Annotated in this window: 18 protein-coding genes; 8 read left to right on the forward strand and 10 right to left on the reverse strand. The window is 70.8% G+C overall.

Annotated elements, in window-relative coordinates:
* The 3 genes from ACWFRU_RS22180 to glgB all read left to right on the forward strand — a co-directional run.
* Positions 1–561, forward strand: a 561-nt coding sequence (locus tag ACWFRU_RS22180) for an alpha-glucosidase C-terminal domain-containing protein (RefSeq protein ID WP_453689494.1), incomplete at its 5' end; no start/stop codon positions are given.
* Positions 562–681: 120 nt separating this feature from the next.
* Positions 682–2,094: a maltokinase N-terminal cap-like domain-containing protein gene (locus ACWFRU_RS22185; protein ID WP_453689495.1), complete on the forward strand. Its 1,413-nt coding sequence runs from the start codon at positions 682–684 to the stop codon at positions 2,092–2,094.
* 26 nt (positions 2,095–2,120) lie between these two features.
* Complete coding sequence (gene glgB / locus ACWFRU_RS22190; protein ID WP_453689497.1) at positions 2,121–4,478, forward strand: 1,4-alpha-glucan branching enzyme; 2,358 nt, start codon at positions 2,121–2,123, stop codon at positions 4,476–4,478.
* Here the strand turns inward: glgB and ACWFRU_RS22195 are convergent.
* The 9 genes from ACWFRU_RS22195 to ACWFRU_RS22235 form a co-directional block, all read right to left on the reverse strand.
* Positions 4,435–6,699: a HelD family protein gene (locus ACWFRU_RS22195; protein ID WP_453689499.1), complete on the reverse strand. Its 2,265-nt coding sequence runs from the start codon at positions 6,697–6,699 to the stop codon at positions 4,435–4,437. The two genes, glgB and ACWFRU_RS22195, sit on opposite strands and share 44 nt — an antisense overlap.
* A gap of 175 nt (positions 6,700–6,874) precedes the next feature.
* On the reverse strand, positions 6,875–7,213 hold the full coding sequence (gene trxA / locus ACWFRU_RS22200) for a thioredoxin (protein WP_453689976.1): 339 nt from the start codon (positions 7,211–7,213) through the stop codon (positions 6,875–6,877).
* 26 nt (positions 7,214–7,239) lie between these two features.
* Positions 7,240–7,632 carry a MerR family transcriptional regulator gene (locus tag ACWFRU_RS22205; protein ID WP_453689501.1) on the reverse strand — a complete coding sequence of 131 codons (393 nt, stop codon included), beginning with the start codon at positions 7,630–7,632 and terminating at the stop codon, positions 7,240–7,242.
* 45 nt (positions 7,633–7,677) lie between these two features.
* On the reverse strand, positions 7,678–8,040 hold the full coding sequence (locus ACWFRU_RS22210; RefSeq protein ID WP_453689503.1) for a VOC family protein: 363 nt from the start codon (positions 8,038–8,040) through the stop codon (positions 7,678–7,680).
* 33 nt (positions 8,041–8,073) lie between these two features.
* Positions 8,074–8,958 carry an NAD(P)-dependent oxidoreductase gene (locus ACWFRU_RS22215; RefSeq protein ID WP_453689505.1) on the reverse strand — a complete coding sequence of 295 codons (885 nt, stop codon included), beginning with the start codon at positions 8,956–8,958 and terminating at the stop codon, positions 8,074–8,076.
* Positions 8,959–9,157: 199 nt separating this feature from the next.
* Positions 9,158–9,763 carry a mycothiol-dependent nitroreductase Rv2466c family protein gene (locus ACWFRU_RS22220; protein ID WP_453689507.1) on the reverse strand — a complete coding sequence of 202 codons (606 nt, stop codon included), beginning with the start codon at positions 9,761–9,763 and terminating at the stop codon, positions 9,158–9,160.
* Positions 9,764–9,809: 46 nt separating this feature from the next.
* Positions 9,810–10,694, reverse strand: coding sequence for an SGNH/GDSL hydrolase family protein (locus ACWFRU_RS22225; RefSeq protein ID WP_453689509.1), 885 nt, complete (start codon positions 10,692–10,694; stop codon positions 9,810–9,812).
* 186 nt (positions 10,695–10,880) lie between these two features.
* Positions 10,881–11,411, reverse strand: a complete 531-nt coding sequence (locus ACWFRU_RS22230; RefSeq protein WP_453689511.1) for an HIT family protein — start codon at positions 11,409–11,411, stop codon at positions 10,881–10,883.
* 638 nt (positions 11,412–12,049) lie between these two features.
* Positions 12,050–13,759, reverse strand: a complete 1,710-nt coding sequence (locus tag ACWFRU_RS22235; RefSeq protein ID WP_453689513.1) for an MFS transporter — start codon at positions 13,757–13,759, stop codon at positions 12,050–12,052.
* Positions 13,760–13,932: 173 nt separating this feature from the next.
* Here ACWFRU_RS22235 and ACWFRU_RS22240 point away from each other — a divergent pair, with 173 nt between their 5' ends.
* Positions 13,933–14,571, forward strand: coding sequence for a TetR/AcrR family transcriptional regulator (locus tag ACWFRU_RS22240; protein WP_453689515.1), 639 nt, complete (start codon positions 13,933–13,935; stop codon positions 14,569–14,571).
* Here ACWFRU_RS22240 and ACWFRU_RS22245 read toward each other — a convergent pair.
* Positions 14,568–15,956: a cation:dicarboxylate symporter family transporter gene (locus tag ACWFRU_RS22245; RefSeq protein WP_453689978.1), complete on the reverse strand. Its 1,389-nt coding sequence runs from the start codon at positions 15,954–15,956 to the stop codon at positions 14,568–14,570. The genes ACWFRU_RS22240 and ACWFRU_RS22245 overlap by 4 nt on opposite strands.
* 220 nt (positions 15,957–16,176) lie before the next feature.
* On the opposite strand from ACWFRU_RS22245, the gene ACWFRU_RS22250 reads away from it, so the two are divergent.
* From ACWFRU_RS22250 to ACWFRU_RS22265, 4 genes are all read left to right on the forward strand, one after another.
* Complete coding sequence (locus ACWFRU_RS22250) at positions 16,177–17,871, forward strand: sensor histidine kinase (RefSeq protein WP_453689517.1); 1,695 nt, start codon at positions 16,177–16,179, stop codon at positions 17,869–17,871.
* Positions 17,868–18,554 carry a response regulator gene (locus ACWFRU_RS22255; RefSeq protein ID WP_453689519.1) on the forward strand — a complete coding sequence of 229 codons (687 nt, stop codon included), beginning with the start codon at positions 17,868–17,870 and terminating at the stop codon, positions 18,552–18,554. Before ACWFRU_RS22250 ends, ACWFRU_RS22255 begins: the two co-directional genes overlap by 4 nt.
* Positions 18,555–18,770: 216 nt before the next feature.
* Complete coding sequence (locus ACWFRU_RS22260; protein ID WP_453689521.1) at positions 18,771–20,126, forward strand: extracellular solute-binding protein; 1,356 nt, start codon at positions 18,771–18,773, stop codon at positions 20,124–20,126.
* Between the two features lie 72 nt (positions 20,127–20,198).
* Entirely contained in the window at positions 20,199–21,143 is a 945-nt protein-coding gene (locus ACWFRU_RS22265) for a carbohydrate ABC transporter permease (protein WP_453689523.1), read from the forward strand.
* The last annotated feature ends 15 nt before the right edge of the window (positions 21,144–21,158 follow it).

Below are 21,158 nucleotides of genomic sequence, written 5' to 3' on the forward strand. Positions count from 1 at the left end.
GCACTCCTGCTCTCCCTGCCCGGCTCCCCGATCCTCTACTACGGCGACGAGATCGGCATGGGCGACAACATCTGGCTCGGCGACCGCGACGCCGTGCGTACACCGATGCAGTGGACGCCCGACCGCAACGCGGGCTTCTCGTCGTGTGATCCGGGGCGCCTCTACCTCCCCACGATCATGGACCCCGTCTACGGCTACCAGGTCACCAACGTCGAGGCCTCCATGTCCTCGCCCTCCTCACTCCTGCACTGGACCCGCAGGATGATCGAGATCCGCAAACAGAACCCCGCCTTCGGACTCGGCTCCTACACGGAACTCCCGTCGTCGAATCCCGCGGTGATCGCTTTCCTGCGCGAGTACAAAGACGATCTGGTGCTGTGCGTGCACAATTTCTCGCGGTTCGCCCAGCCCACGGAACTGGATCTGCAGACCTTCAACGGCCGGCATCCGGTGGAACTGATCGGCGGGGTGCGATTCCCGGCCATCGGTGAACTGCCCTATCTGCTGACTCTGGCCGGACATGGCTTCTACTGGTTCCGGCTGCGCAGGGACCAGGCGTAGGCTCCACCCCTGTTACTCCCGGGCGGGGCGGTTTCCACCGCCCCGCCCTGGGAACTCTCCCCGCACAACCGGCACTCCCGCACTTCTCCCTTGTCCGCACCGCGGAAAGGACGCGACGCCATGTCGGAAGCCGTCACCCGCCCGGGCATCACCGCGGACGCGCTGCTCGCCTCGCTCGATCCGCTGTTGCGCGCGTGGCTGCCACGACAGCGCTGGTTCGCGGGCAAAGGCCGCCCCATCACCGAGTTCACCGTCGTCACGGCGACCGAACTGCTGCCGCCGACCTCCGAGTCGGGGCTCCTCCACCTGATCGTGCGGGTCCGGCAGCCACAGGTGCCGGGGCAGGCGGGCGGCGCGCCCCCGCCGCCCGCCGACTGCTACCAACTCCTGCTCGGTGTGCGGCGCGAGCTGCCGCCACGGCTCGCCCCCGCCCTGATCGGCCACGTGACGCGCGGCCCGCTCAACGGGTACACGGTCTACGAGGCGCTGCACGACTCCCGGATGTCCGGTTTTCTCCTTGAGGCGCTGCGCGTGCAGGCGCGCGTCGGCAAGCTGCGTTTCGAGCGCGACCGCCGCAAGGACATAGACGCGGATCTCACACCGCGCGTGCTCGCCGCCGAGCAGTCCAACTCCTCGCTGGTGTACGGCGACACGTACATCCTGAAGCTGTTCCGCCGCATCGTGCCCGGGTCCCATCCCGACCTGGAGCTGCCCCTGGTGCTGTCCCGCTACGGCTGTGCGCAGGTCCCCCCTCCCGCCGCCTGGTTCCTCGCGGACACGGGGGACGACGTGAGCGTCCTCGGCGTGCTCCAGCCCTACCTGAAGGGCACGGTGGACGGCTGGGAGCTGGCCCTCGAAGAGCTCGCCGCGGGGCGCGACTTCAGCGGCGAGGCGCGGCAGCTCGGCCGGGCGACCGCCGAGGTGCACGGGGCGCTGGCCCGCGCACTGCCCACCGTCACGCTGGGCCGCGCCCAGGTCGAGCTGATCGCCGAGGGCATGGCCGACCGCCTGGCCACGGCCGCCGGGGCGGTGCCCGCCCTGCGGCCGTACGCCCCCGCGCTGCACACCACCTACGAGGCGCTCGCCGACCTGGGCCGTGGCGAGGAGACCTGGACGGCCCAGCGCGTCCACGGCGACCTGCATCTGGGGCAGTGTCTGCGCTCGCCCGCCGGGGAGTGGTCCCTGATCGACTTCGAGGGTGAGCCGTCGCGCCCGCTCGCCGAACGCAGGATGCCGCAGCCGGCGGTGCGCGACGTGGCGGGCATGCTGCGGTCCTTCGACTACGCGGCGCGCTCGCACGAGCCGTGGGCCCCCGAGTGGGCGGGCGACTGCCGGGCGGCGTACTGCGCGGGGTACGCGGAGGTCTCCGGCCGCGATCCGCGCATGGACCCGGTCCTGCTGCGCGCCTATGAAACGGACAAGGCGGTCTACGAGGTGCTCTACGAGGCCCGTCACCGCCCTGACTGGCTTCCCGTCCCCCTTGCCGCGATCAAACGCCTCGCCACGAACGGCCCCGCCACCGAACCCCACTGACCTGCCATCGCCGAGGAGGCTCCCCCGTGACCCCCCGCCCGCAGCCGCGCAAACCGTCCGACGAGGCCAGCAAGAAGGGCAAGCGGAAGCCGGAGGCCACCGGCAGGAAACCCGAGCCGCCCCGGCAGAAGCAGCCGAAGCAGGCGAAGCAACCCCCGCAGGCGGCGGAGCCGCGGGCCGCCCGCCCCGAGTCTCCCGTCCCCCAGGACGACCGTGCCCGCCTCCTGGGCGGCACCCACCACGACCCGCACGGGGTGCTCGGCGCCCACGTCGTGCGCGAGGGCATCGCCTTCCGCGCGCTGCGGCCGTACGCCCGTTCCGTCGCCGTCGTCGCCAAGGATCTGCGGGCGGAGCTGCGGGACGACGGCGAGGGGTTCTTCTCCGGGGTGCTCCCGCTGCGTGAGGTCCCCGACGACTACCGGCTCCACATCACGTACGAGGACGCCGAGCTGGAGATCCACGACGCGTACCGCTTCCTGCCCGCGCTCGGCGAGTTCGACCTGCATCTGATCGGCGAGGGCCGGCACGAGCAGCTGTGGCACGCGCTCGGGTCACGCCCGATGGTGCACGAGGGGGCGACCGGGACCCGCTTCACGGTGTGGGCGCCCAACGCCCTGGGCGTGCGCGTGGTGGGGAGCTTCAACTTCTGGGACGGGACCGGCTTCCCGATGCGCTCGCTCGGCGGCAGCGGCGTGTGGGAGCTCTTCGTGCCGTCGGTGGGCGAGGGCGAGCTCTACAAGTACGAGATCACCCGGCCCGACGGGACGAAGACGCACCGCGCCGACCCGCTCGCGCGCCGCACGGAGGCACCGCCCGCGAACTCCTCGGTCGTGCACGAGTCGCACCACGAGTGGCGTGACACGGAGTGGCTGGTGCGGCGGGCGGAGGTGCCGGTCCACCAGGCGCCCTTCTCCGTGTACGAGGTGCATCTGGCGTCCTGGCGACCAGGCCTGACGTACCGACAGCTCGCCGAGCAGCTGCCCGCGTACGTCGCCGACCTGGGGTTCACGCACGTCGAGCTGATGCCGGTCGCCGAGCATCCCTTCGGCGGCTCGTGGGGCTATCAGGTCACCGGCTTCTACGCGCCCACGGCCCGCCTCGGCACGCCCGACGACTTCAAGTTCCTCGTCGACGCGCTGCACAGGGCGGGCATCGGTGTCCTGATGGACTGGGTGCCCGCGCACTTCCCGCGCGACGACTGGGCGCTCGCCGAGTTCGACGGCCGGACGCTGTACGAGCACGAGGACCCGGGGCGGGCCGCGCACCCCGACTGGGGCACCCTGGAGTTCGACTACGGGCGCAAGGAGGTCCGCAACTTCCTTGTCGCGAACGCCTCTTACTGGTGCGAGGAGTTCCACATCGACGGTCTGCGCGTCGATGCCGTCGCCTCGATGCTGTACCTGGACTACTCGCGCGAGGACGGCGAGTGGACACCGAACGCGCACGGCGGACGCGAGAACCTGGACGCCGTCGCCTTCCTCCAGGAGATGAACGCCACCGTCTACCGCCGCGCGCCCGGCGTCGTCACCATCGCCGAGGAGTCCACGGCCTGGGACGGCGTGACTCGCTCGACGCACCACCAGGGCCCCGGCGGCTTCGGCGGGCTCGGCTTCGGCCTGAAGTGGAACATGGGATGGATGCACGACTCCCTCGACTACGTGTCGAAGGAGCCCGTGCACCGCAAGTTCCACCACAACGAGATGACGTTCTCGATGGTGTACGCCTACAGCGAGAACTACGTCCTGCCGATCTCGCACGACGAGGTCGTGCACGGCAAGCGGTCCCTGGTGTCGAAGATGCCCGGCGACTGGTGGCAGCAGCGCGCCAACCACCGGGCCTACCTCGGCTTCATGTGGGCCCACCCCGGCAAGCAACTCCTCTTCATGGGACAGGAGTTCGCGCAGGGCGCCGAGTGGGCGGAGGGCCACGGTCCCGACTGGTGGCTGCTCGATCCGGCGTACGGGGCGGAGGCCGACCACCGGGGCGTACGCGATCTCGTGCGCGACCTCAACACCGTCTACCGCGGCCAGCCGTCGCTCTGGCAGCGCGACACGGACCCGGGCGGCTTCGCCTGGGTCGAGGGCGACGCGGCCGAGGACAACGTCTTCGCGTTCCTGCGGTACGCCGAGGAGGAGACGGACGAGGCACCTCTGCTGGCCGTCTCCAACTTCTCGCCGGTCGTGCGGCACGAGTACCGCCTGGGCGTCCCCGGCGAGTACACCGCCTGGCACGAGGTCCTGAACACGGACGCGGGGCGCTACGGCGGCGGCGACGTCACCAACCCGGACCCGGTCAAGACCGAGCCGGTGGCGTCGCACGGCCGCCCGGCGTCCCTGCGCCTCACCCTGCCGCCGCTGGCCACGGTGTGGCTGCGACCTGCTTGAGCGCCACCGGCAGCTCCTCGGCGTGCAGGATGCCGAGGCGCTGCGTGGCCCGGGTCAGGGCCACGTACAGGTCGCTCGTGCCGTAGCGGCCCGGCTCCACGACCAGGACCGTGTCGAACTCCAGGCCCTTCGCCTGACGCGGGTCGATCAACACGACCGGCCGCGTCAGGTCCGGGGCCTCCCCGGCCGTCACACCGGGGAGCTTTTCGGCGAGCCGAGCGTGCAGCTCGCGCGGGGCGATCACCGCGAGGCGGCCCTCGTCCCGCGCCTCGGCCGCCACCGCGCCTGCCACGGCCGCGGGCAGGTCGTCCGTGCGGTGCGCCCACGGGAGCACCCCGGTGGACCGCACAGAACTCGGCGGCGCGAAGTCGGGGTACTCGACGCGGGGCACCTCGGCGGCCACGTCCATGATCTCCACGGGGGTGCGGTAGTTGACGCCGAGCCGTGTGTACTCCCAGCGGTCGTCGACGTACGGCGAGAGGATCGCCTCCCAGGAGCCGCAGCCACCGGCCTCCGCCGTCTGCGCCGGGTCGCCGACCAGTGTCATCGAGCGGGTCGGGCAGCGCCGCATCAGCAACCGCCAGGCCATCGCGGAGAGTTCCTGCGCCTCGTCGACGATGATGTGCCCGAAGGCCCAGGTCCGGTCAGCTGCCGCGCGCTCGGCGGCGCTGCGGTGGTCGGCCTCCTCCTGGCGCTCGGCCATCCGCTCGGCGTCGATGATGTCGTGCGCGAGCAGGACCTCGGACTCGTCGTCTTCCTTGTCCTCGAACTCGTAGGTACGGGACGCGTACGACACGTCGAGCACACCCTGCGCGTAGGCGATCTGCTTGGCGCGCTCGGCCTCCGCCATCGCCTTGGCCGCGCTGTCGTCGTTGCCGAGCAGCTCGGCCGCCTCGTCGAGCAGCGGGACGTCGGCGGCGGTCCAGTCGGCACCGCGCGGACGCCGGACCAGCCGGGCGTCCTCGTCCGACAGGTGCGTCGGCTCCTCCAGGAAGTCCGCGAGGAAGCCCTCCGGGGTGAGCTGGGGCCACAACTCGTCGATGGCGGCGTGTACTTCGGGGCTCGCGGCGATGGCCTTGCCGAGCTGGGCGATGTCGTCGGGGCCGAGGAAGTTCGGGCCACCGTACGGGTCGGCGCCGAGCCGCTCGGCGAGCTGCTCGGTGAGCATGTCGATGACGCGGAAGGCGAAGTGCGGCCGGCCGAGGTTGTGCGGGACGTCCGCCTCGCGGGCTGCCTCCCGGGCCTCGTGCGCGATCGTCCAGTCCAGGACGAGGTCGCCGTCGTCGTGCTCGATGATCACCGGGGCGCCGGGCTCCGGGGTCTGCTGCCGGTCGCGCACGGCGGCGGCGAGCACGTCCGCCATCTCCGCGCGGCCCTTGACCTCGGCCGCCTCGGGGGTGTCGGTGCCGGTGGCGCTCACGCCGGGGAACAGCTCGCCGACCGTCGAGAGGAGGACGCCCGTCTCGCCGAGCGCGGGCAGGACCTCGCTGATGTAGCCGAGGAAGGCGGGGTTGGGGCCGACGATCAGGACCGCGCGCTTGGCGAGCAGCTGGCGGTGGGCGTAGAGGAGAAACGCGGCACGGTGCAGCGCCACGACCGTCTTGCCGGTGCCGGGGCCGCCCTCGACGACGAGTACGCCGTGGTGCGGGGCCCGGATGATGCGGTCCTGCTCGGCCTGGATGGTCTGCACGATGTCGTGCATGCGTCCGGTGCGTGCCGAGTCCAGCGCGGCGAGCAGCACCTCGTCGGCGTCCGCGCCCTCGTGCCCGGTGCGGGTGGTGTCGCCGAGGTCGAGGATCTCGTCGTGCAGGGCCGTGACGTCGCGGCCCTCGGTGGTGATGTGCCTGCGCCTGCGCAGTCCCATCGGCGTATGCCCGGTGGCGAGATAGAAGGGACGCGCGACTTCCGCGCGCCAATCGATCACCAATGGGGTGCGTTCGGTGTCGGACGCGCGGATTCCGATGCGTCCGATGTGGTGATCACGGCCGTCGCGGAATTCGAGCCTGCCGAAGCAGAGGCCGTTCTCCCCCGCGTCGAAGGCGGCCAGCAGTCCGGACCGCTCGGCCACCAGGACGTCACGCTCAAGCCTGGCCTGCAGACCGTTGCCGACCTGCGTCAACGACGCCTGCACGGCGGCTTGTGCCTCCTCGCGCAGCGCGTCGAGGCGCGCGTACAGCCCGGAGACGAATTGCTGCTCTTCCCGCAATTCCTCGGTTGACAATTCAGCCCCTCGCCAGTTACAGTGCTCTTATACAGATTCTCGCGATACCGGTATGCCCAGATGGGTATGAGGTCGCGAAAGGATCTAATATACGCCAAGAAATACCCCGGACGTCAATTCGTCCGGGGTATTTCTCTTTCCGCGTGTGTTCCCCGCGGGGTGGAGCCGGGTGCACTCAGAGCACCTCGGCCTCCGCGAGCTCGGCGAGGAGCTTGCGCTTGGGGCGCGCGCCCACCATGGACTTCACCGGCTCACCGCCCCGGAAGACCAGGAGGGACGGCACCGAGAGAACCCCGTACGCCATCGCCGTCTCCGGGTTGTGGTCCACGTCGAGCTGCACGATCTTCAGCCGGTCCGCCTCCTCGCGCGAGATCTCGCTCAGCACCGGCGCGAGCTGCCGGCACGGACCGCACCACTGGGCCCCGAACTCCACGAGCACCGGCAGTTCCGCCCTGAGCACCTCCCCCTCGAAGTCCGCGTCCGTCACCTCGGCCACGCCGTCCGCCTTGACCATCGCCATGCCGTGCTCCTCCCTCTCCCTCAGTCCGTCAGCCCGCACCGGGGCTCCGGGCCACCCGGGATCGCCGCCTCGGCACGCACCAACTGCGCCCCGACCTGTTCGCGCACCGCCGTCAACTCGCCGATCAGAGCGTCGAGTTCACCGAGCTTGCGGCGGTAGACGTCCAGTGACGCGGGGCAGGAGTCGCCCGCCGGATGCCCCGAGCGCAGACACTCCACGAACGGGCGCGTCTCCTCCAGATCGAACCCGAAGTCCTGAAGGGTCCTGATCTGCTCGAGGAGACGCACGTCGTCCTCGTCGTAGGTGCGGTATCCGTTGCCGCTGCGACGAGCGGGCAGCAGCCCCCGTGACTCGTAGTACCGAAGCGTCCGCGTGGTGGTGCCCGCCCGCTCCGCAAGTTCGCCGATGCGCATGCGTACGACGGTAATCCTTGACGCAGGCGTCAAGGCCAGCGTGATTCAGGGACTCTTTGGCGGCTGGTGCAGGCCGAAGGGAGAACCCTGGTCGTCCTTGCACAGCCGGAAGCGGCCGAAGGCGGCGTCCGACTCCTCGCTCTCGCCGCCGAGGGGCGCCTCGACGGTGCCGCCCAGCTTGATGACCGCGGCCAGGGCCGTCTCCAGGTCGTCGACCCGGAAGAACAGGTAGGGCGCGGCTCCGGCGTCACCGCCGTGCATGCCGCCGGGCACGCCCGGGGTCCCGATCACGTACCCCTGCCCCGAGGGCCCCGGCTCGAAGGTCCAGCCGAGCAACTCACCGTAGAAGGCCCGCCCACGCTCCGGGTCCTGGACACCGATCTCGAAGAAACTCGGTTCACCGGTCATCGCACGGCTCCCACTCTGTGACGGCGGTCACTTTCACCGTACGCCGCGTACCGCCTCGATGGTGGCCGTCCAGCCGTCGGCGCCGTGCCCCTTGGCGATGGCCCGGTCAAGGACGGCCTTGACGCCCCTCAGGGCGCCGACGTCCAGGCCCCGGTGCTCGGAGGCGTGGATGACGTGGTCGACATTGGCGGCCTCCGTGACCAGCGGGGCCTGCTCGCCCGGGTACTCCCCGGAGTCGACCTCGACCGCCGTCGACGCGACGGCCTCCGGGAAGATGGAGAGCAGGGCGCTCATGTACGGGGCCAGCTCCGCGCCCTTCACGCCGTCCGCCCCGGCCAGCGCGAAGGCGTGCACGAGGCCGGACATACTGGTCCAGAAGAAGTCGAGCAGGGCGTTGTCGTAGACGGCGGCGAGTCCGTGGTCCTCGCCGAGGTACACGGTGTTGCCGCCGAGCACCCTGAGCGTGCTCTCGTGCCGCTCGAACACCGGCCGCGGGCCGCTGTGGAAGAGCAGCGCGTCGGCGGTGCCGATCACGGTCACCGGCACGAGGATGGCGCCGTCCAGGTAGTCGATGCCGTGCCCGGCGGCCCAGGCCGCCGCCTCGCGCGAGCGCTCCGGGGTGTCCGAGGTGAGGTTGACCAGGGCGCGCCCCGAGAGGTCGGCGGCGAGCGGGTCGAGCACGGCCTGCGAGACGGCGTAGTCGTAGAGGCAGACGACCACCACGTCCGAGGCACGGACGGCCTCGGCCGCGGTGGTGGTGCGCGTGGCTCCCCTGGCCACCAGGTCGTCGCCCTTGCCGGGCGTGCGGTTCCAGACGGTGGTGGGGTGCCCGGCCTGAAGGAAGGCGCCGGCGAGGGCCCGGCCCATGGCACCGAGGCCGAGAACGGTAACTGAGGTCTTGCGCTGCTGGTTCGTCATACCGACCATGCTTGGCGAGCGCCCACCTCCACACAAGTACGGACTAAATAGTCAGGTACTTACGAAAAGGTAAGCGTGGGGCGGGAGTTGGGGCGCGGCCGGGCGGTCGGTCCGGGTACCAGCCGAGGTGTCGGGTGTCCGCGAATCAGCCGAGGTGTCGGGTGTCCGGGAACCAGCCGAGGTATCGAGTGCACGGGAATCAGCCGAAGTCGAGTGCGCCGTACGCCCGCTTCAGCTCGTAGAAACTCGGGACGCCGGCCATCAGCAGCACCCCGTCCCACAGCCGCCCCGCCGCCTCACCCCTCGGCGCGGGCGAGACGACCGGGCCGAAGACGGCGCCCACGCCGTGGACGGACAGGATCGGTGTCCCGACATCGGGGCCGGCCAGCGCGATGCCCCGCTCGTGCGAGGCCCGCACCGCGTCGTCGTACTCCTCCGTCCAGGCCACCGCCGCGAGTTCCGTGGGCAGTCCGGCGTCGGCGAGGGCGCGCTCGGCTCCGTCCCACTCGCCCCGTTCGTGCAACCGCACCCCGAGCGCGTCGAGATACCTGCCGAGCGCGTCGCTCCCGTGCCGCGCGGCCACCGCCGCGCAGACCCGGCCCGGACCCCGCATGTAGTCGCCCCACTGCCCGTCGGGATCCTCGGGGTCGACGTCGAGGTGCTCGTTCAGCACCGAGAGGCTCATCACCCGCCACCGCACGTGGACGTCCCGCACCCGCCCGACCTCCCGGATCCACCGGGAGGTCAGCCAGGTGTAGGGGCAGACGGGGTCGAACCAGAAGTCGACGTCTTGGGGTGCGCTCATGCAACTACGTTATGGGTGAAGGGAGTTGTTGCGCTTGACCCGCGGGTCAACCCAGCTTCAGTACGCCGATGGCCTGGTCGGCCATCCTGGACTCGCCGAGGGCGTTCGGGTGCACCGGCACGAAGTTGGTGCCGAACAGCACCGGCTCGATCCAGCGCGTGCCGACCGGCTTGCAGGCGTCGTGCCCGTCCGACGCGGCGGCCATGTCGACGAACGTGGCCCCCGTCTCGGTTGCGGCGCGCTGCACGGCCTTGTTCAGGTGGGCCTGGAGATCGCGCAGGTAGGGGACGTCCCCGGTGGCGATCGGCATCTTGGCGAAGCAGCTGGGGTCGGACTTCTCCGGCACGATCCACGGGTAGCCGAGTACGCCGACGCGCGCGTTCGGCGCCTTTGCCTTTACCGCTTGGAGGGCGGTCTTCAGCGCCGGGTACGTGCTCGCGTCGATCTGCTTGGTGAACTTGTCGCCGTTGGCGTCCTTGCAGGGGCTGCCCTTCCCGCCGGAGAGCACTCCCGCGGAGCCGCAGGCGAGGATCGCGCTGATGAAGGTGTTGTTGTCGTTGCCGCCGATCGTCAGCGTCACGACGTCGGTGTCGGCCTTGACGGCGTCGAGCTGCGGTGCGACGCCGGGGTACTGCGATCCGGCGAAGTCCTTGGTCTGGGCTCCGCCGCAGGTCACGTCGGTGAGTCTGGCGCCGGTCCGCTTGGCCACGACGTGCGGGTAGTTGGCGGTCGAGCGGGCGCAGAGGAGGGGCGCGGTCACGTCGAGGGGCAGGACGCCGGAACCGGCGCTGAAGCTGTCGCCGAGGGCGACGTAGTCGAGCGGGTCGGCGCCGGTCGCGTGGGCGGGTGCGGCGGCCAGGCCGAGGGTGGCGGTACCTGCGGCGGCGAGAGTGGCGGCTGCCAGGCGCAGGGCGCGTGCGCGGATCACCATCTGGAATCTCCTTTGAATCCGATGGGGGGTCATTCCCGGAGAGGAGCGAGCAAGCCGCGGGCGCCAACAGCCGTACGGTGGGGGTGATTTGAGCAGGCTTCAGCGGCTTTCGGCGGTTCTCAGTGGTGCAACGCTGAAGTTACTGGCAGGTTTGAACAAGAGTCAACAGTTTGCGCACGCGGCCACCTAGATGGCGGAGCTCTCACCCTCACCCTCACCCTCACCCTCGCCCTCGCCCTCGCCCTCACCCTCGCCCAGCGCGCGACGCACCCGCCCGCAGAATTCCTCCACCGCCGCCGGGTCCGGCTCGGCGGCCTCGGCGAACATCGCCGCCTGGAGGGTGGGGCCGTACACGCGGCCGTGGCGTTCGATGTCGCGCGTACGGGCGGGCTGCACGACGAAGTGCACGTGGCCGGGGACGCGCCCGGCGTGGGACCAGAGGCAGACGTACACCTGCTCGCACTCGTCGCCAACTTCCCTGCGCACGGCGGTGGTTACCCGGGTGAGCAACGGGCCGAGCTCGGCGCCTTCCTCGGCGCCGAGCTCGTGTATTCCCGTGATGTGCCGCAGCGGTTTGACGATGAGGGTGCCGATGCCGAGGGGGCCTGTGCAGTGCTCGACTGTCCAGTGCGCGGTGCGGAGCAGGGTGCCGCCGGGGGGCGGGGCTGTGCCTTCGGCGAGGTCGCAGGCCAGGCAGTCACGCTTGCTCTCCGGCAAGTTGGGCCTCCCCGTGGCTACCCGTTTCCCTCGCGGCTCGCGGCGGGTGGCAGGCCGCCACCACGGTCCCGCCGCTCCGCGGCGGATTCTCCCCACCCACCCACCCGTTTACCCCGCAGCTCCCACCGGACGTAGGACCACAACGTCTCCCCGGGGTTGATCGGCCCCGCCCGTTTACCCCGCGCGCTCGCACTCCCCGGGGCAGTCGGTCCCGCCGTTTACCCCACAGCTCGCACCAGGTGGCACCCCACCACCACCGTCTCGCCGCTTCGCGGCGGATTTATCCCGCCCACCCACCCGATTGCCCCGTGGGGGCATCGTTGCCCTACGTCTGCTGCGAGCTGCGGGGAAACGGGTGGGCGGGCGGGAAGCTTCCGCCGCGCAGCGGCGGCTCAGGCCGGAACGGCGCCGCACCCGAAAAGCTTCCGCCGCGCAGCGGCGGCACAGAGCAAGTGCGGCGCCGCACCCGAGACACATCCACCGCGCAGCGGCGGCACAGGCAAGTGCGGCGCCGCACCCGAGACACATCCACCGCGCAGCGGCGGCTCAGGCCAGAGCGGCGCCGCCTGCGCAGCGGCGGCTCAGGTCAGAGCGGCGCCGCACCCGCCGGCCCCCGGACCCGCGGCGCCGCCCCACGCCTACCGCCGCCCCGCGGCCTCGGGGATCTCCGCAGGCTCCGGGGCCCCTGCGGTCTCCTCGGCCTCCGAGGCCCCGGGCACCCCCGTCGCCCCCTTCCGCCGCCCCGGCAACAGCACCGCCACCACCACGGTCCCCACTCCCAGAATCACCGCGCCGATCAGACTGGTGTGGGCCACCGCGCCAGAGAACGCGGAGCCCACCGCGTCCGCCATCTGGTGCGCGCCCCCGGCGAGTTCCTGCGCCTGCGACTTCAGCTGCGACGCCTCCTGGGGCGAGGACGCCTGCGCCGCCTTCGCCGAGAGCTCGCGCGCCTGCTCGGCGATGCCCTGGGCCACGCCGTTGCCCGCGCCCACGGAGTCCTGGGCCGTGGAGAGCGCGGAGGCGGGAAGCTTGCTGCCCGCGGTCTCGTCGGCCAGCTTCGAGGAGTAGGCGTTCGCGAGGACCGAGCCGAGGACCGCGATTCCGAGCGAGCCGCCGAGTTCCAGCGAGGTGTCGTTGACCGCGCCGCCCACGCCGAGCTCCGACTCGGGGAACGCGCCCATGATGACGTCCGTGCACGGCGAGACCGCGAAGCCGAGCGACAGGCCGAGGATGACCAGCGGCGCCACGAAGTCCCCGTACGTGGAGCCCGCCTCGATCTGTGTGAGGAGCGCCAGCGCGACCGTGCCGCCGACCATCCCCGCGACCACCATGATCTTGCCGCCGATGCGCGGCGCGAGGATTCCGGTGACCGCCGAGCCCACGAAGACCGCGCCGGCCAGCGGCAGCATGCGTACGCCGGTCTCCAACGGGTCGTAGGCGAGGACGAACTGGAGGTGCTGGGTCAGGTAGTAGAAGGCGCCGAACACCGCGAGGAAGAAGAGCGCCACGGCGAGGTTCGAGCCCGCGAAGCCGCGCTGCGTGAACCTGCGTACGTCCAGGACGGGGCGCGGGTGCTTCAGCTCCCAGACGACGAAGGCGATCAGGCCGAGGCCCGCCACCACCGCGGCGGAGATCGCGCGTACGCCCCACCCGAAGTGCGGACCGTCGATGATCATGAAGATCAGGGAGCCCACCCAGACGACCGAGAGCAGGCCGCCCACGTAGTCGATCCGGCCGTGCTGGGCGGCCTTCGACGGCGGTACGAGGACGAACGCGCCGACGATCGCGAGCACCGCCACCGGGATGTTGATCAGGAACGTCGAGTGCCAGCCGTTGTCACGGAGCAGCGCCCCCGCGATCAGCGGCCCCGCGGCGATGGCGATGCCGGACGTGGCCGCCCAGATGGTGATCGCCTTGGCCCGTTCCGCGCGCGGGAAGGTCGCCGCGAGCAGTGAGAGCGTGGCCGGCATGATCAGCGCCGCGCCCACGCCCATCACCGCGCGGACCACGATGACGGCCGTCGAGCTGTCGACCACGGAGCCCGCGGCAGCGCCGACGGACATGATCAGCAGGCCGAGCACCAGCGCGCCACGGCGGCTGTACTTGTCGCCGATCGCGCCGAGCAGCAGCATCAGCGCGGCGTAGGGGACGGTGTAGGCGTCGATGACCCATTGCAGGTCGGAGCTGGACAGGCCGAGGTCCATGGTCATGTCGGGCGCGGCCACCGTCAGCGCGGTGTTGGCCATCACCGCGATCAGCAGGCTCAGACAGAGGACTCCGAGGGCCCACCAGCGGCGGGCGTACGGACGGTCCATCCGTTCGACCGGTTCCTTGATCAGCAGAGGCATCGGATCTCACCCATCCCGTTTCTCGCACACGCATTGCATACGCATTGCGCAGGCATCGCACAGATATTGCACAACCCTGTGCAACTACACACTGCTGTGCAAGATACTCCATGTTGCACAGCAGTGTGCAAGCGGGGGGAACGGGGGCGCGGGCGAGTGGGCAGAATGGGGCCATGAATCCCCGCCCCGCGAGCAGCGTCAGAGCCGACGCCAACCGCCGCCGCATCCTCGACGTCGCCGTCGCCGAGCTGCTGCGCGACCCCGACGCCTCCATGGACCAGATCGCGCGCGCCGCGGGCGTCGTGCGGCGGACGGTCTACGGGCACTTCCCCAGCCGTGACGCGCTGATCGAGGCGATCGTGGAGCGGGCCATCGCGGCGGTGGAGACCGCGCACGCCGCGGGCCGCGCGGGCGTCGAGGACCCCGCGGAGGCGGTGGCCAGCTCGCTGCTCGCCGTGTGGGAGGTCGCCGACCGCTACCGCCTGCTGCTCTCCCTCGGCGAGCGGAGCGTGACGATGGGCGGCATCCGCGAACGGCTCGGCCGCGTACACGAGGAGGGTCTGGAGACGTTCCAGCGCGGCCTGGACGACGGCACGTTCGTGTCGCCGCTGCCGACGCGGGCGCTCGGCTACGTGCTCGAAGGCATCCTGTTCGCCGTGATGGAGGCCGTCAACGACGGTGTCGTACCAGCGGAAAAGGCGGGCAGGTCCACCGCGATCACGTTTCTGACCGCGGCGGGCCTGCCCGCCTCACAAGCCACCGAGCTGGTGACACGGGTCGCCGACCGGAGAGCGGCGACCGTCGACGGCTAGGCCGTCAGGGACTTCTTCTCGACGCCGGCCGGCTGCGAGGGAACGGCGTCCACCGCGTCCGGGTCCACGTCCTCCGGCTCGGGAGCGCCGTCGTCGAGCAGCGTCTTCTCGTCGAACGGCAGCCGTCCGGCGAGCACGTCGTCCACCCGCTGCCGGTCGACCTCCTTGGTCCATGTGCCGATCAGGAGCGTGGCCACCGCGTTGCCCGCGAAGTTGGTCAGGGCGCGGGCCTCGCTCATGAAGCGGTCGACGCCGATGATCAGGCCGACGCCGTCCACCAGGGCCGGCTTGTGCGACTGCAGGCCACTGGCCAGGACCGCGATGCCGGAACCGGAGACGCCCGCCGCGCCCTTCGACGCGATCATCATGAACAGGAGCAGCGAGATCTGCTCGCCGATGCCGAGCGGCTGGTCCATCGCCTCGGCGATGAAGAGCGACGACATGGTCAGGTAGATCATGGTGCCGTCGAGGTTGAACGAGTAGCCCGTCGGGACCGTGATGCCGACGACCGGGCGGCTGACGCCCAGGTGCTCCATCTTCGCGATGAGCCGCGGGAGGGCGGACTCGGAGGAGGAGGTGGAGAGGATCAGCAGGAACTCGCGGCCCAGGTACTTCAGGAGCTTGAAGAGGTTGACCCCGGTCACCAGGCGCAGCAGCGCGCCGAGCACGATCAGGATGAACAGCGCGCAGGTGACGTAGAACCCGATCATGATCGTGGCGAGCGCCTTCAGGGCGTCCGTGCCGGTCTCGCCGACCACCGCCGCCATCGCGCCGAACGCGCCGATCGGAGCGGCCCACATGATCATGCCGAGGACCCGGAAGACCAGCTTCTGGATGTGCCCGATGCCGCGCAGGATCGGCTCCCCGGAGCGGCCCATGGCCTGCAGCGCGAAGCCCACGAGCAGCGCGACGAGCAGCGTCTGCAGCACCTCGCCCTGGGTGAAGGCGGAGACGAGCGTCTTGGGGATGATGCCGAGCGCGAAGTCGACGAGTCCCTTGTTCGCCTCGTCGGCGGCGTCGTGGCCCGCGCCCTTCTCGGAGTCGGAGATGTCCATGCCCGAGCCCGGGTGCAGGATGTTGCCGACGATCAGACCGATGGCGAGCGCGACGACGGACATCGCGACGAAGTAGGCGAGGGCCAGGCCGCCCACCTTGCCGACCTTGGCGGCCTTGCGGACCGAGCCGACGCCCAGGACGATCGTGCAGAAGATGATCGGCGAGATCATCATCTTGATCAGGTTCACGAAGCCGGTGCCGAGCGGCTTGAGCTCCGTGGCGAAGTCGGGGAAGAGCAGGCCGACACCGATACCGAGGACCACGGCGATGATGACGGCTATGTACAGATAGTGGGTGCGGTCCCGCTTGGCAGCGGGAGCCTTGGCCACCTGGCTGTCGGTGGTGTCGGCCACGAGGGCCCTCCTTGAACGACTACGTCGGCGTTTTCGGCCAGTGCGTGCGGCTCACGTCCTGGATCGGCCCGTACGTGCGGCTGGTGCGGCGCACGTCCTGGGCAGGCGAATCTCGGGTGACTATCTCTCGCCCTGTGAGGGCGGTCACCCTTACGTTCATTTAGTTCGCACTTATACGGCGAGGCAGACTGGCACCATGTCCCTCGCCCGTCCGCCCCGGCCGCGCAGCCTCGCCGGACAGCTCTTCGCGATGCAGATCGTGCTCGTCACCGTCGTGGTGGCCGGATGTGCGCTCTTCACGTTCCTGAGCGACCGGCAGCAGGCCGAGGAGGGCGCGCGCCGCCAGGCCACGGCCGCTGCACGCGCGGTCGCGGACTCCCCCTCGGTGCGTGAGGCGGCGCTCAGCGAGGACCCGACGAGGACCCTCCAGCCGTACGCCACCGCCGTGCGCCTGCACACCGGCGTCGACTTCGTCACGATCATGGACCCGGACGGCACCCGCTGGACGCACCCCGACGAGGACCAGATCGGCGCGCGCTTCCTCGGCCACCGGGCGGACGCGCTCAAGGGCAGGACCTTCACCGAGACGTACACGGGGACGCTCGGCCCCTCGGTGCGCGTGGTCACCCCGATCCTGGCCGACGACGGCAGCGGCCGGATCACCGGCCTGGTCAGCGCGGGCATCACCATCGAGGAGATCAGCCAGAAGGCGCGCGGCCAGCTCCTCGCCCTGCTCGGCGTCGCGGCCGGCGCGCTCGTGCTCGGCGGACTCGGCACGTACGTCATCAACGCCCGCCTGCGCCGCCACACCCACGGCATGAACGCCACCGAGCTGAGCCGCATGCACGACTACCACGAGGCCGCCCTGCACGCCGTGCGCGAGGGCCTCCTGATGCTGGACGGACAGCGGCGCATCGCCCTGATCAACGACGGGGGGCGCGAGCTGCTCGGCGTGTCGGGCGACCTGATCGGCCGGAACGTCGCCGAGCTCGGCCTGCCCGCTCCGCTGACGGGCGCGCTGCTCGCCGCCGAGCCGCGGGTCGACGAGCTGCACCTGACGGCGGACCGGGTGGTCGTGGTGAACACCTCGCCCGTGTCGAGCGGCGAGCGCCGGGGCACGGTCGTGACGTTGCGCGACCACACCGAGCTGCAGGCGCTGACCGGCGAGCTCGACTCGGAACGCGGCTTCACGCGGGCGCTGCGCTCGCAGGCCCACGAGGCCGCCAACCGCCTCCACACGGTGGTCTCGCTCATCGAGCTGGGCCGCGCGGACGAGGCCGTCGACTTCGCCACGGCCGAGCTGGAGCTGGCGCAGACGCTGACGGACCAGGTGGTCGCGGCCGTGAGCGAGCCGGTGCTCGCGGCGCTGCTCCTGGGCAAGGCGGCTCAGGCGAACGAACACGGCGTGGAACTCGTCGTGTCGCCCGACAGCAGCATCGACGACGGGATGCTGCCCGCGAATCTGCCCGCGCGTGATCTGGTGACGGTCCTCGGCAACCTGATCGACAACGCGGTGGACGCGGCCCAGGGCTCGCCCGCGGCCCGTGTCACGGTGACGGCACGCGCGGACGAGGCGGGGCTCACGCTGCGGGTGTCCGACACGGGGCCCGGCGTCGACCCGGCCCACACGGAGGCGGTCTTCCGGCGCGGCTGGTCCACGAAGGCCACGGCGGGCCGGGGCCTCGGCCTCGCCCTGGTCCACCAGACGGTGACGAAGCACGAGGGGACGCTTAAGGTGCGGGAGGCGCCCGGGGGCGGCGCGGAGTTCGAGGTGCGCCTGCGGACGGCGGCCACCGCCCTCGTGCCCACGACGCCGGGTGCCGATGAAGAGCCGGGTGCCGATGAAGAGGCGTCCGTTCCGCCGGGCGCAGCAGACGGAGGCACCACGTGACCGAGCCCATCCGCGTCCTGGTCGTGGAGGACGATCCCGTGGCCGCTGACGCCCACGTCCTCTACGTGAACCGCGTCCCCGGCTTCCACGCCGTCGGCAAGGCGCACAGCGCGGCCGAGGCGAAACGCGCCCTGGACCGTACGGAGGTCGATCTCCTCCTCCTCGACCTGCACCTCCCCGACGGCCACGGCCTCCAACTGGCCCGCACCCTGCGCGCCGCGGGCCACCGCACCGACGTCATCGCGGTCACCTCGGCCCGCGATCTCGCGGTCGTACGCGAGGGCGTCTCCCTCGGCGTGATCCAGTACGTGCTCAAGCCCTTCACCTTCGCGACCCTCCGCGACCGCCTCGCCCGTTACGCCGAGTTCCGCACGGCCGCGGGCGAGGCCACCGGACAGGACGAGGTGGACCGCGCGCTGGCCACCCTGCGCGCGCCAGGACCGGCCGCCCTGCCCAAAGGGCTCAGTGGACCCACCCTCGAAAGAGTGACGCGCACACTGCGCGACGCGCCCCCCGAGGGCGTCACCGCCGCGGCCGCCGCCGAGATTGTGGGAATCTCCCGCATCACCGCGCGCCGCTACCTGGAGCACCTGGTCGCCACGGGCCGCGCCGCCCGCACCCCGCAGTACGGCCACGTCGGCCGCCCCGAGTACGCCTACCGCTGGCTCACGTCGAACACCTGACGCATCAAATCCCCGCGCGTGTACGCCGGTTGCCGCCCCTCCGAAACCCCGGAAGCGTCCGCGCGCCGCCTCCAATAACAACGTTGTCACGTTGATGACAAGGGGCGACGCACGGGCATTGACCTTGCTCCGAACCCGCCCTTACGTTCACCGGGCAGCCCCGCGTTGCGCCCCGCGTGGTAACCCGGCCGTATCGGCCAGTAGGAGGTCGTGCCCGTGCGTCCCACCACCCCTCTGCTCCTCGCCACCGCCCTGGTCGCCGCCGCCACCCTCACCGCGTGCGGCGGGGACTCCGGCGACGATCCGGACACCGTGAAGGTCTCCTTCAAGCAGTCCACGGACAACCAGGTCAAGGTCATGGACACCTTCCTGGCGGACATCAAGAAGCAGTTCGAGAAGGAGAACCCCGGCAAGAAGGTGAAGCTGGTGCCGATCAAGGCGCCGGACTCCGAGTACTACACCAAGCTCCAGCAGATGATGCGCTCCCCGAAGACCGCGCCCGACCTGGTCTACGAGGACACCTTCCTCATCAACTCGGACATCACCAGCGGGTACTTGAAGCCGCTCGACCCGTACCTGAACAAGTGGAAGGACTGGGACCAGTTCATCGGCACGGCCAAGTCGGCGGCGAAGGCGGCGGACGGCAAGACGTACGGCGTACCGGACGGCACCGACACCCGCGGCCTCTGGTTCAGCAAGAGCATCTTCAAGAAGGCCGGGCTGCCGGCCGACTGGCAGCCCAAGTCGTGGGACGAGATCCTCCAGGCCGCGCGCACCATCAAGAAGAAGGTCCCCGGCGTCACGCCCATGAACGTCTACACGGGCAAGCCCGCGGGCGAGGCGGCCACCATGCAGGGCATGGAGATGCTCCTGTACGGCACGGGCGAGGACCCCATGTACGACCCGAAGTCGAAGAAGTGGGTCACCGGCAGCCAGGGTTTCAAGGACTCCCTGGAGTTCGTCGAGACGGTCTACAAGGAGAAGCTCGGCCCTGACGTCTCCGACGCCCTCGACCCGAACTTCGCCACCCGGGTGCGCGGCGAACTCCTCCCCGAGGACAAGCTCGGCATCAACCTCGACGGCTCCTGGCTGCCGCAGGACTGGGGCAAGGGCGCGGGCCACGAGTGGCCGGAGTGGTCCCAGAAGCTGGGCCTGGCCCATATGCCGACGCAGAACGGCGAGGCTCCCGGCAAGGTGAGCATGTCCGGCGGCTGGACCTGGGCGATCCCCTCCAAGGCGGGCAACCCCGACCTGGCCTTCAAGTTCATCGAGCAGATGCAGACCAAGGCCAACGCCCAGAAGTGGTACGTGGCGAACTCGGGCATCGCGGTCCGCAAGGACGTCGCCGCCGACCCCGCCTACCTCAAGGCGCAGCCCGGCCTGAAGTTCTTCACCGACCTGGTGGCATCGACGCACTACCGGCCCGCGTACCCGGCGTACCCGAAGGTCTCCACCGCGGTGCAGGAGGCCATGGAGAAGGTCACCACGGGCGACGCGTCCGTGGCCGACGCGGCGAGCGGCTACGACGACGAGGTCAAGGCGGCGACCGACGGCGAGGTCATCGAGAAGTAGGCCGGGCCCGCGATCCGGCAGGCAAGGGAGTCCGAGATCCGGCAGGCAAGCAAGGGAAGTGAGATCCCCGAGGTGACCACCGCACCCACCGCCGGACCCGGCGGCGTCGTCAAGACTCCGGGGACGGGGGCCGCGCGGCCCCCGTCCCGCTCCAAGCTGACGGGCCGGGCCCTGTCCCGCGCGCTGCCCGTCTCCCCCGCCGTGATCCTCCTGCTGCTGTTCCTCGCGGGACCGATCGGCTACTGCGCCTACATCGCGTTCACCGACCTCCAGCTCACCGGCCAGGCGGAGTCGAGCTTCGTCGGGTTCGACAACTTCCGTAAGGCCTTCGGGGACGAGGCGTTCCTCAACGCGGTCTGGCTGACCCTGGTCTTCACGCTGGTGTCGTCGATCCTGGGGCAGAACACCATCGGCCTCGCGCTCGCGTCCCTGATGCAGCGGGCGTCCAGGCCGGCCCGCACGGTCACCGGCGCCATCGTGATCACGGCGTGGGTGCTGCCCGAGGTGGTGGCGGCCTTCCTCCTGTACGCCTTCTTCCGCCGCGAGGGCACCCTCAACGCGGTCCTCGACTTCCTCCATCTGCCGTCCCAGAACTGGATGTACACGCTGCCGATCCTGGCGGTGTCGTTCGCCAACGTGTGGCGCGGGACGGCCTTCTCGATGCTCGTCTACTCGGCGGCCCTGAACGAGATCCCCAAGGAGATCACCGAGGCGGCCCAGGTGGACGGCGCGGGCGGCTGGCGCCGCATGTGGCACATCACGCTCCCGATGATCCGCCGCTCCATCGGCACGAACCTGATGCTCAACACCCTCCAGACCCTCTCCGTCTTCGGTCTGATCTGGGTGATGACGCGCGGCGGCCCGGGAAACCGCAGCCAGACCCTCCCCCTGTTCATGTACGAACAGGCCTTCCAGAAGAGCATGATCGGTTACGGCACGGCGGTGGCGCTTCTGCTCCTGGTCGTCGGCTCACTCTTCTCCCTCGTCTACATGCGCCTGCTCCGCACGGAGGTCTGAGTGTCCGCCAACACA

The sequence above is a fragment of the Streptomyces sp. NPDC055099 genome (assembly GCF_053607685.1).